General features: G+C 51.1%; 12 protein-coding genes. 4 read left to right on the forward strand and 8 right to left on the reverse strand.

The features are described 5' to 3' along the window. Positions 1-48 precede the first annotated feature (48 nt). Positions 49-987 carry a citrulline utilization hydrolase CtlX gene (gene ctlX, locus ACXIT9_RS10765; RefSeq protein WP_458056234.1) on the forward strand — a complete coding sequence of 313 codons (939 nt, stop codon included), beginning with the start codon at positions 49-51 and terminating at the stop codon, positions 985-987. Here the strand turns inward: ctlX and purB are convergent. After that, positions 984-2,330 carry an adenylosuccinate lyase gene (gene purB / locus ACXIT9_RS10770; RefSeq protein WP_458056235.1) on the reverse strand — a complete coding sequence of 449 codons (1,347 nt, stop codon included), beginning with the start codon at positions 2,328-2,330 and terminating at the stop codon, positions 984-986. The two genes, ctlX and purB, sit on opposite strands and share 4 nt — an antisense overlap. 175 nt (positions 2,331-2,505) lie before the next feature. On the opposite strand from purB, the gene ACXIT9_RS10775 reads away from it, so the two are divergent. From ACXIT9_RS10775 to ACXIT9_RS10785, 3 genes are all read left to right on the forward strand, one after another. Further along, positions 2,506-4,776, forward strand: a complete 2,271-nt coding sequence (locus ACXIT9_RS10775) for a DUF5916 domain-containing protein (RefSeq protein WP_458056236.1) — start codon at positions 2,506-2,508, stop codon at positions 4,774-4,776. A 167-nt stretch (positions 4,777-4,943) separates the two neighbouring features. Next, positions 4,944-6,044, forward strand: a complete 1,101-nt coding sequence (locus tag ACXIT9_RS10780; protein ID WP_458056237.1) for a 2Fe-2S iron-sulfur cluster-binding protein — start codon at positions 4,944-4,946, stop codon at positions 6,042-6,044. Next, positions 6,044-6,550: a hypothetical protein gene (locus ACXIT9_RS10785; RefSeq protein ID WP_458056238.1), complete on the forward strand. Its 507-nt coding sequence runs from the start codon at positions 6,044-6,046 to the stop codon at positions 6,548-6,550. Before ACXIT9_RS10780 ends, ACXIT9_RS10785 begins: the two co-directional genes overlap by 1 nt. Before the next feature lie 202 nt (positions 6,551-6,752). Here ACXIT9_RS10785 and ACXIT9_RS10790 read toward each other — a convergent pair whose 3' ends face one another. From ACXIT9_RS10790 to ACXIT9_RS10820, 7 genes are all read right to left on the reverse strand, one after another. Then, the gene (locus ACXIT9_RS10790) at positions 6,753-7,700 is read right to left on the reverse strand and encodes a DUF4097 family beta strand repeat-containing protein (protein WP_458056239.1); all 948 of its coding nucleotides are present in this window, start codon (positions 7,698-7,700) and stop codon (positions 6,753-6,755) included. 11 nt (positions 7,701-7,711) lie between these two features. After that, complete coding sequence (locus tag ACXIT9_RS10795; RefSeq protein ID WP_458056240.1) at positions 7,712-8,734, reverse strand: hypothetical protein; 1,023 nt, start codon at positions 8,732-8,734, stop codon at positions 7,712-7,714. Between the two features lie 7 nt (positions 8,735-8,741). Continuing rightward, a complete protein-coding gene (locus ACXIT9_RS10800; protein WP_458056241.1) occupies positions 8,742-9,668 on the reverse strand; it encodes a hypothetical protein in 927 nt (308 codons plus the stop codon). Further along, positions 9,661-10,245, reverse strand: a complete 585-nt coding sequence (locus ACXIT9_RS10805) for an RNA polymerase sigma factor (RefSeq protein ID WP_458056242.1) — start codon at positions 10,243-10,245, stop codon at positions 9,661-9,663. The genes ACXIT9_RS10800 and ACXIT9_RS10805 overlap by 8 nt, the downstream gene beginning before the upstream one ends. 78 nt (positions 10,246-10,323) lie before the next feature. Continuing rightward, positions 10,324-11,727 (reverse strand): MBL fold metallo-hydrolase RNA specificity domain-containing protein, encoded by a 1,404-nt coding sequence (locus ACXIT9_RS10810; RefSeq protein ID WP_458056243.1) that lies wholly within the window; start codon positions 11,725-11,727, stop codon positions 10,324-10,326. 106 nt (positions 11,728-11,833) lie between these two features. Then, on the reverse strand, positions 11,834-13,789 hold the full coding sequence (locus ACXIT9_RS10815) for a PspC domain-containing protein (protein ID WP_458056244.1): 1,956 nt from the start codon (positions 13,787-13,789) through the stop codon (positions 11,834-11,836). Beyond that, positions 13,786-14,193, reverse strand: a complete 408-nt coding sequence (locus ACXIT9_RS10820; RefSeq protein WP_458056245.1) for a hypothetical protein — start codon at positions 14,191-14,193, stop codon at positions 13,786-13,788. The genes ACXIT9_RS10815 and ACXIT9_RS10820 overlap by 4 nt, the downstream gene beginning before the upstream one ends. Positions 14,194-14,710 lie beyond the last annotated feature (517 nt).

A 14,710-nucleotide genomic window follows, 5' to 3' on the forward strand; every position in this document is an offset into this window, starting at 1 on the left:
GGGATAGCGCCTTTTTTCATCTGAAATCCTAACCACGAGCTAAAAACGATGCAACATCCAGCACTAACTGATACCGTTTTAATGATCCGGCCGGCGCATTTTGGGTTCAACCCTCAGACGGCCTTGGATAACAAGTACCAGCAGCTCGATTCGCGGTCGGCAGAGACCATCGCGGCACTGGCGCGTGCAGAATTCGATGCCTTCGTGCAGCAGCTGGAAGCCGTAGATATTCAGGTCTTGCAACTGGCCGATACACCGCATCCCATAAAGACGGATGCCGTGTTTCCGAACAACTGGTTCAGCACGCATGCGGATGGGCGCGTCATCTTATATCCTATGTTCGCTCCTACGAGGAGGCTGGAGCGGAGACTCGACTGCATCGAATATTTGATTCAGGCGGGATTCCGTGTGGAGGAGGTGATCGACTTGAGTTTTTTCGAAGAAAGTGGGCAGTTTTTAGAGGGTACGGGCAGTATCGTCATGGATCGTGCTGCCCATCGGATTTACGCCTGTCACTCTGAGCGCACCCATGAGGTACCGCTGCGCTATTTAAGCGAACTGCTGGGGGCTCCCTACACCCTCTTTCATTCGGTGCAGGAGCTGGAAGGCAAAAGCTATCCCATTTACCACACAAATGTGATGATGCATGTCGGAAAACATGTAGCCGTGGTGGCCTTAGATACCTTACCGAATAAGTCAGAACAAAATCAGCTGCTGCAGCTACTTCAGGAATCGGGAAAGGTCATTTTACCGATTAAGCCCAAGCAGGTGCAGGCTTTCGCTGGAAACATGCTGGAACTTATCTCACGCTCAGGGGATCGCTATACCGTTTTGTCTCGAACAGCCTACGAGAGTTTGAAACCTGGCCAAGTGCGGCAGCTGGAAAAACACAGCGGACTCCTCATTCCCGAAATCCCTACCATCGAGCGATTAGGAGGAGGAAGTGTCCGCTGCATGTTGGCCGAGATTTTTTTACCTCGCGCTTAGGGTCGACCGATGTAGCTGTAGGGACTGATGGCCTTTAGCTCTGCTTTAAGCGTATCTGTCACAGCCAAAGTGTCGATAAAGGCATGCAGGGTCTGCTGGGTGATCTTCTCATTTTTGCGCGTCAGCGCTTTTAATGCTTCGTAAGGGGAAGGGTACGCCTCCCGGCGCAAAATCGTCTGGATGGCTTCCGCTACCACGGCCCAATTATCCTCTAGGTCGGCATCTATGGCGGCCTGATTGAGTTCTAACTTATTCAATCCCTTTTTCAGGGAGTCCAGAGATATAAGGGTATGCGCGATCGGTACGCCGATGATGCGTAGGACGGTACTGTCTGTTAGGTCGCGCTGTAGACGAGAAATGGGGAGCTTTGCCGCTAGGTGCTCGAAAAGGGCATTGGCGATACCGAGATTTCCTTCAGCATTTTCGAAGTCAATCGGGTTAACTTTATGCGGCATGGCGCTGGAGCCCACCTCGCCGGCCTTAATTTTTTGCTTGAAGTAGTTCATCGCTACGTACTGCCAGACGTCCTTGGATAGGTCGCTCAGAATCGTATTGATACGCTTCAGTCCATCGAAGAGCGCGGCCAGGTGATCATAGTGCTCGATCTGCGTGGTCGGGTAGCTGCGCTTTAGGCCGAGCTCCTCTTCTACAAATCTTTTGGCGAAGGTGTGCCAGTCGATTTCAGGATAGGCGATGACATGTGCATTCATGTTTCCGGTGGCTCCGCCGAACTTCGCTCCATAGGGCACTTGCGCCAGCAGGGCGAGCTGCTCTTCTAAGCGTGCTACGAACACCTGAAATTCTTTGCCCAGGGTGGTTGGGGAGGCGGGCTGCCCATGGGTTTTCGCTAGCATAGGAATCTGCATCCATTCTTGGCTGCGGCTGGTGAGGAGCTCCCGAACTTCCTGAAGCATCGGATAGAGCACAGCATCAAGGCCTTCTTTCAGCATGAGCGGTGTGGCCGTATTGTTAATGTCTTGGGAAGTCAGGCCGAAGTGGATAAACTCTTTATAGGCGGACAGTCCCAGCTGGTCGAAATAGTCTTTTAAGAAATATTCTACCGCCTTCACATCATGATTGGTGACGGCCTCGGTGGCTTTTATCGTAGCCGCCTGCTCTTCTGAAAAATCGCGAACCAGCTGGCGAAGCTTAGGGAAAACGTCGGCGTTCACACTTTCAAGCTGTGGCAGTGGCAAAGCACACAGGGCGATAAAATACTCTACTTCTACATGCACGCGGTATTTTATGAGTGCAAATTCAGAAAAATAGGCGCGTAAGGCCGCAGTTTTCGGGCCGTAGCGACCGTCTACGGAGCTAATCGCGCTCAGATGGCTGACATTCATGGGGCAAAACGGTTTTAAATTCGAAAGGCTAAAGGTACGCCATTCCGCTTAAATTTGGGGCCTTTTGGCCAAAAATGCCTTCCATTCAGCCTGCATTTTTTTCCCTCATTCACCGCGTAACACCGAAAAAAAAAGTGCTGAAACACCCAGGGGAAAAAAGTGTTATCCTTGCACTATGTTTATAAACCCAGTGTACGCTTACCGCTTTTTTGCAGCTTGGCTGCTGTTCCTTTGCGCAGGTGTGGTCCAGGCTGAAGGAGATAAGAAGGATAAAGAAAAGGAGACCGCAGCGCGAGGCAGCGGCAAGCAAGAGAAGGTGCTCGATGTGCAGGTGCTGAAGATGCTGGGGACGATTATGCTCGACGGGCAGCTTGACGAAGTGGAGTGGCAAGGGGCTGAGATGATGGGGGATTTTATCCAGCAGATGCCGAATGAGGGCCTGCCTGCCAGTCAGCCGACTGAGGTATATGTGAAATACGATGAAGATTTTATGTACGTGGGCGCTGTTCTTTACACGGGGAATCAGTCTGGAGATTATGTGATTACCTCACTGCGCCGGGATTTTAATTTCGATGAAAACGATGCCTTCGCCATTCTTTTAGGACCCTATGATGATGGGACGAATGGCTTTATCTTCGCGGTGAATCCCTATAATGTACAGATGGAGGGGCTCATTAATAATGGCGAGCGGGTCTCGCAAGTGTGGGATAATAAATGGTACTCTGCCGTGACGCGCTACGACGATCGCTGGGAGGTGGAGATGGCCATCCCCTTTAAGACCTTACGCTACTCGGAGGGCTCCACCTACTGGAAGGCTAATTTTATTCGGAACGACCGGAAAACCTTCGAGCGCAGCACTTGGGCACCTGTGCCAGTTAATCAGCGCTACACCAGCCTGGCCTTCACGGGAGATCTCAATTGGGAGCAGCCCTTAAAAAAGCCAGGAACAAATATTGCGGTGATTCCGTACCTCGCTGCCAACACGTCGCGGGATTTCCGCACCGAGCAAGCGTATTCCGGCGGCATGGACGCTGGTTTCGATGCTAAAATAGCGCTGAGCCCTTCCATGAATTTAGACTTGACCTTTAACCCGGACTTTTCTACGGTGGAGGTGGACCAGCAGCAGACCAATTTAAACCGCTTTGAGCTCTTTTTTCCGGAGCGCAGGCAGTTTTTTCTTGAAAATGAAGATTTATTTGGGGATTTTGGCTTTCGCCAGATACGACCGTTCTTCTCCAGAAGAATCGGCATCGCCACAGACAGCATCGGCCGGAGCACGAACAACAGGATTCTGTATGGGGCTCGCTTAAATGGAAACCTCGGGGATAATACCCGCTTGGGCGTCATGAACATGCAGACAGCAGAGGAGGAGGGCATCGGCTTCCCCGGCCAAAATTTTACCGTCGCTTCCGTTCAGCGTAAAGTATTTTCCCGCTCGAACATCGGGGCCATATTCGTGAACCGTATGAATACGACTAGCCCAGAGCTGGATCAAAGCAATCCGCGACCGGCGTTTAATCGAGTGGTTGGCTTGGATTATAACTTGGCTTCGAAAGACAACAAATGGACGGGTAAATTTTTCTACCATCAGTCTTTTTCCCCCGATCAGCAGGGAGATGCCCGCGCACATGGAAGTTATCTGGGGTATAATACAAAAAACTGGACCATCCACTGGAATCACGAGTATGTCGGCGAGGGCTTTAATGCGGAGACTGGTTTCGTTCCCAGACGGGGTTACTGGCGCCTAGAGCCCTTTGTACGCTACCGTATACTGCATGGCCAAAGTTCCAAAATTTTCCAGCAGACGCTTCAGGTAATGTATGACCTGTATACCGATGATGCTTTCGGTCAAAAGACCGACGAAAAAGTTAGCTTCGTCTATCGGCTTTACTTTAAAAACACCAGTAATTTTCAAGCACGTGTTTTTAATGAATATGTCTATCTTTTCGCTCCCTTCGATCCTACACGCACGGGTGGGGAGCGTCTGGCTACAGGCTCTGATTTTCGTTTTACCCGCTATGGGGCCACCTACACATCGGATAGGCGCGCACTCTTTAACTATAGCCTATCAGCCTATAATGGCGGTTTCTTTAACGGCACACGTACCTACTTTAATGCTTTTTTAAATTATCGGTTTCAGCCTTACGGCAATGTCTCCATGGCTGCCGAGCACAATATTTTGCGCTTCCCAGCGCCCTATAACAATGCAGATCTCTGGCTGATCGGCCCCCGCGTGGAGCTGGCATTTACCGATAAAGTCTTTCTCAGTACCTTCGTACAGTACAATAATCAGATCGATAATGTTAATGTGAATACGCGTTTTCAGTGGCGCTTTAAGCCAGTTTCGGACTTGTTTATCGTCTACACCGATAATTATTCGCCAGAAAATATGCTGGTAAAAAACCGAGCCCTGATTCTAAAGCTGACCTACTGGCTAAATGTTTAGGCATAGCGAAGTGCAAGCCAAATTTAGCAGGTGCTTTTATGCGTAAAATCGAACCTGTTTCCGAATTATTTGTTGTTCCCTAAAGGAATAAAATGCCGTACATGACCGAAATTCAGAAAGCAGGTGTAATTTTGCGTTTTGTTACGGCCCATCTTAAGTAGCTGCACATGTTCGGATTATTTAAAAGGAAGAAAAAAGAAGAAGAAATCGCCCCTACCTACCTGTCTTTGCGCGTGCGCGAGGTAGTTCGGGAAACGGAGGATACGGTTAGCGTGCATTTCGAGCAGCCGGAACCTTATTTGGCCTATCAGCCGGGGCAGTTTTTAACCCTGATTTTATCGATAGAAGGGAAAGAAGTACGCCGCTCTTATAGCTTGTGCACGAGCCCCTTTGTGGATCCCTTTCCTGCGATCGCCGTAAAGCGTGTGCCCGGCGGCGTGGTTTCCAACTACCTAAATGATCAGATTTTTCCTGGGAAAACGATTCAGGTGATGAAGCCTTTAGGGAATTTCACTTGTAATTTTCATAGTAAAAATACGCGTAACTTTCTCTTGTTAGCAGGGGGAAGCGGCATCACCCCGATGATGGGGCTGATCAAGTCGATTTTAGTAAATGAGCCACTCTCCAAGGTTCATTTGCTGTATGCAAGTAAAACCCGTGAGGAAATCATTTTTCGTGATGCTTTGGCCAAGCTAGAGCAGGAATCGGGAGGACGCCTGCAGGTACTACATTTTTTGAGCCGAGAGGAGCGTACAGAAAGTGGTTTCTCGGGAAGAATGGATGCCGCAGGCCTAAAGGCTTATCTAAATGCCCACGGATTAGCGACTGTGGGGGCGCAGGATTTAGCCTTTTTATGTGGTCCTGAGCAGCTGATGCACCTCGCTGAGGAAGTATTAGAAGGGGCCGGCTGGCCCAAAGCACAACGTATCAAAGAGAGTTTTTATCTGGAAAAGCAGGCGCTACCAGAAGGAGGGGAGGCTTCCGCACCCGCCTTGACGCGTACGGTAGAAATAGCGCTTGAGGGCGAGCAGTACCAGGTAGAAGTAAACCCTGATAAAACCATCTTAGAGGCTGGCTTGGACCAAGAGCTAAACATGCCCTACAGCTGTCAAAGTGGCTTGTGTACTGCTTGTCGTGGGCGTGTCGTTCAAGGTAAGGTCACCATGTCGGAGGACGCCGGCCTGAGTGAAGCTGAATTGGCCGATGGCTATGTACTCTGCTGTTCGGCCAAGCCGGAGAGTGACGATGTCAAAATCATAATTGAGTAATGGAAGAGTTAGAAAATGCAGTGCTGCGTAAGCGTTTTGAAGCTACAGAAAAAGTAGTAATGGCGCTTATCGCAGTCCCTTTGGTGCCTTTTATTATCGTGTATCTATATGTTTCCAGTGATGTGGTGGAAGTGCCTGTTCCCGAACTGTCTCTTTGGCTTCGGGATGCCCTTTTATGGGGTAGTATAGGACTTATCGCGGTGCATTACGTGCGTTTTCATCGAGCGATTAAGCCAGCCAAAGAAAGTGCAAGCATGCCGATCGAGGAAAAGATGGAGCGCTATACGGGAGCGAGTGTTCAGCGTTTTGTGACTCTTTTTATTTGTGGCCTCTTGCTGACAGCGGGGCTGTTTCTTTTTCAGGATAATATGTTTACTTTAGGCTTTGCTGCCGTCATTATTTTTATGTCCCTAGGCAAGCCGACGGCAGATCGTATCGTGCGCTTGCTGCGCTTAAAAGGGGATGAACGTAAAATGGTAGAACAGCTTCGAAAACGTATAGGGTGAGTGCCGAATCCTACTAAAAAATAATGCCTTTTGCACCTTGTCAGACGACATACTGCATAATTTTAGCAGTAAATATATTCCCTATAAATCAAACGTAGCTAATGTAACGTAAACGTTTATGTAAAAAAGCCCTGACCATCGGCCAGGGCTAGCGAAAAACGTAGCAGGGGAAGAACTGTGCCGTTCAGCTCTTTAGCAGTTTTTAATTGACCACTTGGATCAGGCCAGAAGAGACTGTCGCACTTATAAATGCTTGGTCTTCCTCCTGTGGGGAGACACGGATGGAAGAGCCACTATAGAGATCGCCTATGCGGATACGTCCACTTCCGGCCTTTAAGTCATAGCGATAATCGCGCAGATTGTCGTCCGTTTGGATGCGAATGTTCCCTGAGCTGGAGGAAAGTGTAGTAGAGGGTAATAAGCCTGTATTGGAAAAGGTCATCAATCCCGAGCTTACTTTAGCGGCTTGTAATTTGTCCACATTCGAGAAATTGGCTGAGCCCGAGCTCAGGCTGAGCGCTAAGACACCATTGATATCTATACCCCGAAGGGTTCCGCTAGAGGCCTGCAGATTCACATCTCCTGTATGTCGATCGAGGCGCATGCTACCGCTGGAGACCTTTCCCGATAGATCTCCGCGTGTGTCTACAAGCTCTAAGATGCCAGAGCGTCCGACCAGCTCTAAGGTGCTAACATGGACTTTTTCTGCCTTTAAATTTCCAGAGCCGATTTCGGCTTGGAAAACCTGACCCTTTATGCCCTTCACTTGCACCTTTCCGGAGCCTGCACTGAGTCGCATTTCAAGTTGCTCTGGACCTTTCATACGAATAAATCCCTGATCACGGCTGTTGATCACTGTGGTACGGCCGGACTTTTGCCGGTAGGCCACTTTTAAGACTCCTTCCACTTCCACGAAGAGGATGTCAACGTCCTGGAAATTACCTTTCAAGAAAGCATGGGCCTCCAAATCTTCTTTACCGGCAATCCCTTCGTAGCTGATCTCCAGCCAGGCGCTTTCGACTTCCAATGTATGGATGCCCGAAAACTGCCGCTTGACATCGATAATGGGGCTCTGTGCATGCAGCGCTGCATGAAAGAGAAGCATTACGAAAAGACTTAAAGGGACGCTGAAGTAGTTAAACGTTCTCATGGTTCGTGATTTTATAGGACTATACCAAAGCTTATCGGAGTAATGACGGGGTCTACGCCGCTTTCAAATAGGGGGTTTAGGTCGTACATCACATAGATGCGGAAGTATTTGATGTCTACCTCGCCCCGAATTCCGTAGCGGAAATTATTCAAGGAAAGGCCGTCTCGTATGCGGTCGCGATTACGTGAGCCTCCTTCGAAGGGACGGGATACGAAAGTAGAGCTGCCTCCCAGACGGTATCCTGCATAAGGACCTACGGCTACGGCTAATCCAGATTGCCCATAGAGCATGCGCCCAAAGTCCAGTTCCATCAGCGTCTGAGCCGTCAGATAGGAAGCAAAGAGTCTGCTGCGTAGGGCGTTAACATCTGTTCGTTGGATGACTTCTACACCATCTGCTCCACGAATTACCTGGGTATTTCTGCTATCGAAATTAAAACGCATCAGCTGTGCTCCTAAGGAGGCATTCAGATTTAGGCCACGTACCAGTCGCTGCGAAGCCCACCAGTTGAGGCCCAGGTTCCAACTCCCCCAACCGCGTGTTGAAATCGGCTCCTGGCTGGAGACAAAGCCCCCTTCTTCGGCCAAGAAGGCATTGATTCCGAAATCTACATTAAAATAGGTGCGAAAAGCAGGTTCTCGATGGCGTCGGCGGATGACATTCACATTTGTATTCCCTTTCGTCTCGTCTACAGTCACCACGATGCCACCCACACGCACCTCTGTGACACCTGGGGTTTCTTTTACACCGAAGATGGGGCTTTCGCCACTTTCTGAAGGTGTGAAATTCACCCCGTCGAGCTCACTTAAGTCCTTTTCATCTAAATTTAAGGCACGAAAGAGCTCATTTAAGGACATGTTTTTCAGTGCCTCCCGATCGGCATCGGCGGGAATCGCCACAGCCACCCGGCCACTGTTGCGGTACTGAATGATAACCGAGTCAGCTGCCGCTGCTCCGTAGGTGTAAGCGCGGGCTTCTAAAGCCTGCATCACCAGCCAAAAGGCTAATAGAACTAAGTATCCTGTTTTTTTCATGATGATGTTATTCCATGTTTTTTTCAAATAATCCCTCTAAAAACTCGTTTTTCGCTTCTTGGAGGCTGCGTAGGCCGTTCGCTCGCTGCTTTGGCTCCGCTGTGGCCAGCGCTTGCTGAATGCGTTCTCCGATGCCAGGAATGCGCAGCACGCGGACATCTCCGTCCATTTCTTCTTCGATGAAGCGAAAGCCCGAACGTTTTTCTGATCGTGTACTCCCGGATGCGGCACGGAACTCATTCTCCATCCTGCTTTCGGCCACCAAAGAACCGTTTAAATCCACCCGAAACATTTCCTGCTCAGGAAGTGTGCGCTTGGGAGCTGGTACAGGCAAGACTTGTGTGGAACGTGTATCTCTAGAGGGGGTGGACTGTTCTGCTGACCGCTGACGCTGTCCTTTGGCCACCTCCTTTGATAGGTTTTCCTGCTGCTGCTGCTGCTGCCCTTTTCCTAAGCCGATCTCTTCCATGGGCTGTGGACGCTTACCCCCGGTGGCTTGGACTCCTAGATCAGCAAGCGCCGCCCTTCCTTCATCTGATTTCAGGCTTTCATCGGAAGTGATCGCCTCCTGCGATTGTAACCGAGAAGTTCTATCCTCTTGCAAATCAAATGTGGGCGCAGGCGTATCAGGAGTTTGCAATTTCCTTTGGCCCCCGGCCAAATCCGTATCCGTACGAGTCGCCAGCTCCCCACCTTCTTCAGCTCGCGGCAAAAGCCCCTTTCCCGAAGGTCCCACCAGTAACCAGGTAGCTGCGGCTAGCAAGACCACGATTCCGGCCGCTACTGCACGGTAAAGCGGGAGGCGCTTCGTGGGAGTTTTTTGGGCTGCGGGTAAGGCCGTCTCCAGTCGTTCCCAAAGTTCCGGACTTGGCGTTTGTGCTGCTTCTGACAGCTTCTGCCGCCAAGCATTTTCCCATTCGTGTCGCTTATCCATGAGCACGTTGTTTTAAAGGTTGTTCTTGCGCGCGCACTTTCTGCTGCAGCCAGGTGCGTGCGCGATTCAGCTGTGACTTGCTTGTTCCCGTAGAGATGCCTAGCAGGGAACTGATTTCCGCGTGGCTATACCCTTCGATCGCGTACAGGTTAAAGACGGTACGGTAGCCTACCGGTAGGCTGTCGATCAGGCGAAGGATATCCGCGCAGGCCAGTTCGCTCAAGTCGGGGCTAGGGAGAGCCTTAGCGGGGTCAATAGCTTCTGTGTCTTCGGGAAGCACTTCAAGCAGCAGATGGCGTTCCTTCCGTAGCTGCATGAGTGCAGCATTCACGATGATCTTGCGCATCCAACCTTCGAAGCTACCTGCTCCCTTAAAGTCAGCCAGTCGAGCGAATATTCGGGTGAACCCTTCCATCAGGGCGTCTTCAGCTACATCTTCCTGCCGGAGGTAGCGTAGGCAGATGCTCAGAAAACGCGGTGCATGTTTTTCGTACAGGTAGCGCTGTGCCTGAGCATCTCCTTTCAGGCACTGTTTGACTAAAAATGTCTCGTCGCTATAATCCTTTTTAAAAAACATGTGAGCGGGCTGTGTTCATAAGGTAGATGCAATAGGAAGCGAAAGGGTTGCATGGGGGTTTAAAAAACGTTAAAAAAATTAAAGGCCCTCAAATAGCGCCACACTTTCCAGGTATGCGGGGAGTTGTACCTGCCAGCCTAATTCCGTCTCCAGTTGCGCACCCAAGGTTTCCAGCGCCTCCTGCTCCCCATGTATAAGGAAACAGCGTTTTGGCTTGCTCACGAAGCCGGCGGCCCACTGCAGGAGCTCCTGCTGATCGGCATGTGCAGAGAGACCTGCTATCTGGTAGATTTTAGCGCGTACGGGGACATCGATGCCATACATGCGCACGGACTCCTCACCCTCCACCAGACGCCTGCCGCGCGTTCCCTGCGCCTGATGGCCCACGAAAATCACAGCATCCTGCGGGCGCGGCAGGCGATGATACAGGTGATGCAGCACACGTCCTCCGGAGGCCATCCCGCTCGCGGACACGATGATGGCATCGCCGCGTAGCTGATTCAGACCGATGGAACCCTCCTGGCTGCTGACATAGTGGAGGCGCTTGTGCCGAAAGGGATTACAGCTGTCCTCCTCAAGCATGGCACCGATGCGATGCAGTTCGCCGAAGCTTTTGTAGAGGCGCGTGACGTCGATGGCCATGGGGCTATCCACATAAATGGGGATATCGGGAATGCGGCCTTGCTGCTGCAGGCGGAAAAGGTAGTACAGTAGCAGCTGGGTGCGGCCCACCGCAAAGGACGGGAGGATGGCCACCCCACCTGCGCGGCAGGTACTTCGGATGGCGGCGGCTAAGGTTTCTTCTGGTCCGGTTTCTGGAGCGCGGCGATGGCCGTAGGTGGCTTCTAGGAATAAGATATCCGCAAAGGCCCCGTGACTTGGCGGATAGAGCACGGGATCATGAAAGCGCCCTAGGTCGCCGGAAAAAACGATTTTCTTTTCTTGCTGCTGGCCTTGGATCACTATTTTTATGCTCGCGGCGCCTAGGATATGGCCGGCTTGGTAGAAGGTGATTTTGGCCCCCGGGCCGATTTCCACTGTCTGCTGATAGGGGTAGGGCTGTAGCAGGGGCAGCGTGTTTTCTACCTCTTCCACACGGTAAAGGGGCTCGGGTTTTTCATGTTTGGAATAGCCCTTTTTCTGGGCATAAGCGGCTTCTTCCTCCTGAAGCTTGGCAGAGTCCAGCAGTAGGATGCGGGTGAGCTCGGCGGTCGCTTCCGTGCAGTAAACTGGGCCATGGAAGCCTTCGCGCACCAGTCTGGGGAGGTAGCCGCTATGGTCGATATGTGCATGGGTGAGCAGCACACAGTCGATGCTTTTCGGAGACACAGGGAAAGGGGCCCAGTTAAGCTGGCGCAGTTCCTTCAGTCCCTGAAATAAGCCGCAGTCCACTAAGATGCGGAAGTTATCCAGCTCTAAAAGAAATTTAGATCCTGTAACGGTGCCACCTGCACCCCCTAAAAATTTCACTTTAACGTTCATCGTCGTCTGGTTAAAATCAGTGAGAAAAGGCTATTGCTGCCAAAGAATAGCAGCAAAAGCCAGTGTTAGTTGAAATTACAGTTTTTCGCCCAGAATGTCTACATGCTTAGCGCATAAAGTAGGCCTTTTCGTGACGCTGACGTGAAAGTGAGTCGGCGGGGCTATTTTTATGGCTTTCGGGGCAGTTTAGGCAGAGCAAGCCCTCCGGGTTAAAGACCCATACCCGCTCCGCCTGTAGGTCCCGTAAGCGGTAGCCATTTGCATAGAGAGTTTGGCGGAGGACGCGGCTCATACTGCGGTCCATTCGGAAAGGAAACTCATGGGGGAGCTGAACTTCGAGCTGTAGCCTTTCCTGTCGGAGGGGATTTTGCTGCTCAAAGTGCGTCGGAAAGGCCCACACGCTATCTGCTAGCATGAGGCTGTATGGGATGGCTTTCGCTGCCTGCCGTGCTCGCTCTCGATCTGGGCCGGAGGATCTTTTTGTCAGTAGTACCTCTGGGGTAGTTTTTTCGGGCTTTGCCAGTAGGCTGACTTGGACGCGGTCCCTTTGGCCGGAGGCCCGCCCCTGCTCTTTTTCTCCCTCTAGACGAAAGAGCGGAACTGCCTCTGCTGTGTAGTGAAACGTTTCTTCTACGGTGGCGTTTTGGCGGAAATCCTTTGCGATGAAACCGATATTTAGCCCGGAAAGCAGCACGCTAAGGAGCCAAAGCCCAAACAGTATCAAGGCTAACTTGCCGTTTATGATACTTTTTCGAATCAGGACGCTCACCCCTGCTAAGAATAGCGCCAGCCCTGGCACAAAGACCGCCAGCATTAGGCTGATAGCCAAATAGGGGTTTAGCACATCGTTGATTTCACGTATAGGCCAGTCGTAAAGTACCCCTTCGGACCAGGGACCTTGAAGGCCGAAGTAGGAGATAACCAGGGCGAAGGAGGCGAAGATCAGGGCAATGCCCACCAGCATAAGGACAAGCCCCAGGAAGATGCGTAAGAGCAGGATCAAAACAAGTCCCAGCGGTCCTAATGCCTGCCCTAAAGCCTGCAGGGCTTTCCCCAGCCAGCGGAAAGGCTGTAGGAGGGGGCTGCCTGCCTGCTGCTGCGCGGGCTGAGCGCCTAAGTTTTGCTTCAGCGTATCGTCGATTTTAGTGAGCGTAACGGCTTCTCCTTTCATGCGGATGCGATCGGTAATGCTGGCCGCACTAGGGGTGATGATCCAGAGGATGAGGTATAAGACCACCCCCGTGCCGCCTACGAATGCGAGCAGAAAAAAGCCTACGCGCACGATCATGACGTCGAGCTGGAAGTAGGCCGCTAGTCCTCCTGCCACCCCTCCGATGACCTTATCGTCGGGATTGCGGTAGAGTTTTTTGATGGTTTTATCTTCGGGCAGCTCATAACTCACCGGGAGCAGCACCCACAGGATAATATAGGCCAGTAGCCCGAAATTCCCGAAGTAGACATTTAGGTTTGGCCAACCCCAACCCTGGAGCGAGTCTAGGTTCAGGAAGGTTATACGGCCGCTGAAGAGCAGCAGGATAGCGATCAGGCGCACCCAGAGGGGATCCATTTTGACATAGTGGGCGATGCCAGCGCAGACCCCCGCGATGACCTTTCCATGATGCAGACGGCTGAGTTTTTTATAACCTTTCTGCGCACTGGGGTCGGGGGTGACGTAGCGGTAGTCGCTGCTGCCGGCTCCTTCCTTTTGGCCGGTGGCGAAAGGGTCTTCCGCATTTTCAGGCTTACCCTGCTCTTTTTCGGTCCCAAACCCGAAGTCCTCTTTTTCGTTTAGGCGCTCCACAGCCTGAAAATCAGCGATTTTACCCATTTTTTCGATTAAGAGGCCTACGTCTTCTGCTGTAAGGACTTGTTTGTTGTTTTTCAACTTCGACAGGAAGATTTCGGCGATGCGTGTTTCGATGTCTTGAATGACGGTACTGCCATCGGGGTAGCTGCTAAAATGGCGCTGGATATTCTCTAGATAGCGTTTGAGCTGGCTGTAGGCATCTTCTTCGATATGGAAAAGGATGCCGGAGATGTTAATGCTGATCGTTTTCTTCATGGCTGATCGGGGCTTAGGTAGGGCTGAAGGAATGCTTGGAGCAGCTGCCGCTGCAATGTTACTGTTTTTAGGGCGTTTTTCCCTTTTTCACTGATAAAATAGCGCGTGACAGCGGTATTTTCTTCCCATTCTTTGGTGCTCTGATTAGGTGTCAGAGAGGCTTCCTTAGCTTGCGTGGTCACCTGAGGATTTTCACCTGCAAAGGAGCGTCTTTCCAGGTACTGGCTTTTTTCTAGCCGGTGTAGCAGCAGCAAGTAGCCCCCTTCTTTTAAGGAGAGCGGAGCCTTTCCGAATATTTCCAGGAGTTCGGCTCGCGCCAAAGGACGGCGGTTGAGCAGTTCTAAGGTGCTGCTGGCGATCCAGTGCCAGTGGCAGGGCAGTAAGGGGGTAGGTACACGTTTCATTTTATGGGGGATTTGTCAGCAGTAGGGGAAAAAGTGTACCAAAAGCCTATTGTGGGAGTCAGGTCAGGAAAGGATTCTTATCTTGTCAGGGGAAAAGATGCTTTTTTGGGCTTCAGGGGCAGTTTTTGTTCGTGGAAGGAGGGCAGACGATGCCTATGACGTTTCTGACGGCTGCTCGGAATTCCAAGAAATATGTGCGTTTTCGGACAACTTTCTACAGGGGTGTACGCTTTTTTCTGGCTGCTGGAGTTGGGTTGGGCTTGTGTTGGAAATGGGCCGTCTTGGTTCCAGAAGGGGTTTTGCGCGGTTTAGCGCGCTAAACGGGGCTTGATTTTGGGGAAAAAAATCCCCAATTACTGTGGGGGAAGAGCAACAGGCTGGCAGAAAGGGATAGTTGGTTTCGGTATATTCTGAGCTTTATTCGCGTATTTACTAAAATAAAATTTGGTTTTCAATTTAGAATGCATTTTATTTATAGGGTATTTATTTTTTGGCGTAGAATCTGAGTAAACGTTAG

Source organism: Nitritalea sp. (genome assembly GCF_054166705.1).

Excerpts from the sequence above, each read along its gene's own strand:
- ACXIT9_RS10820 (WP_458056245.1), bottom strand. The coding sequence starts at position 14,193 with ATGAAACGTGTACCTACCCCCTTACTGCCCTGCCACTGGCACTGGATC.
- ACXIT9_RS10775 (WP_458056236.1), top strand. The coding sequence starts at position 2,506 with ATGTTTATAAACCCAGTGTACGCTTACCGCTTTTTTGCAGCTTGGCTG.
- ctlX (WP_458056234.1), top strand. The coding sequence starts at position 49 with ATGCAACATCCAGCACTAACTGATACCGTTTTAATGATCCGGCCGGCG.
- purB (WP_458056235.1), bottom strand. The coding sequence starts at position 2,330 with ATGAATGTCAGCCATCTGAGCGCGATTAGCTCCGTAGACGGTCGCTAC.
- ACXIT9_RS10815 (WP_458056244.1), bottom strand. The coding sequence starts at position 13,789 with ATGAAGAAAACGATCAGCATTAACATCTCCGGCATCCTTTTCCATATC.
- ACXIT9_RS10785 (WP_458056238.1), top strand. The coding sequence starts at position 6,044 with ATGGAAGAGTTAGAAAATGCAGTGCTGCGTAAGCGTTTTGAAGCTACA.
- ACXIT9_RS10810 (WP_458056243.1), bottom strand. The coding sequence starts at position 11,727 with ATGAACGTTAAAGTGAAATTTTTAGGGGGTGCAGGTGGCACCGTTACA.
- ACXIT9_RS10795 (WP_458056240.1), bottom strand. The coding sequence starts at position 8,734 with ATGAAAAAAACAGGATACTTAGTTCTATTAGCCTTTTGGCTGGTGATG.
- ACXIT9_RS10790 (WP_458056239.1), bottom strand. The coding sequence starts at position 7,700 with ATGAGAACGTTTAACTACTTCAGCGTCCCTTTAAGTCTTTTCGTAATG.
- ACXIT9_RS10800 (WP_458056241.1), bottom strand. The coding sequence starts at position 9,668 with ATGGATAAGCGACACGAATGGGAAAATGCTTGGCGGCAGAAGCTGTCA.
- ACXIT9_RS10805 (WP_458056242.1), bottom strand. The coding sequence starts at position 10,245 with ATGTTTTTTAAAAAGGATTATAGCGACGAGACATTTTTAGTCAAACAG.
- ACXIT9_RS10780 (WP_458056237.1), top strand. The coding sequence starts at position 4,944 with ATGTTCGGATTATTTAAAAGGAAGAAAAAAGAAGAAGAAATCGCCCCT.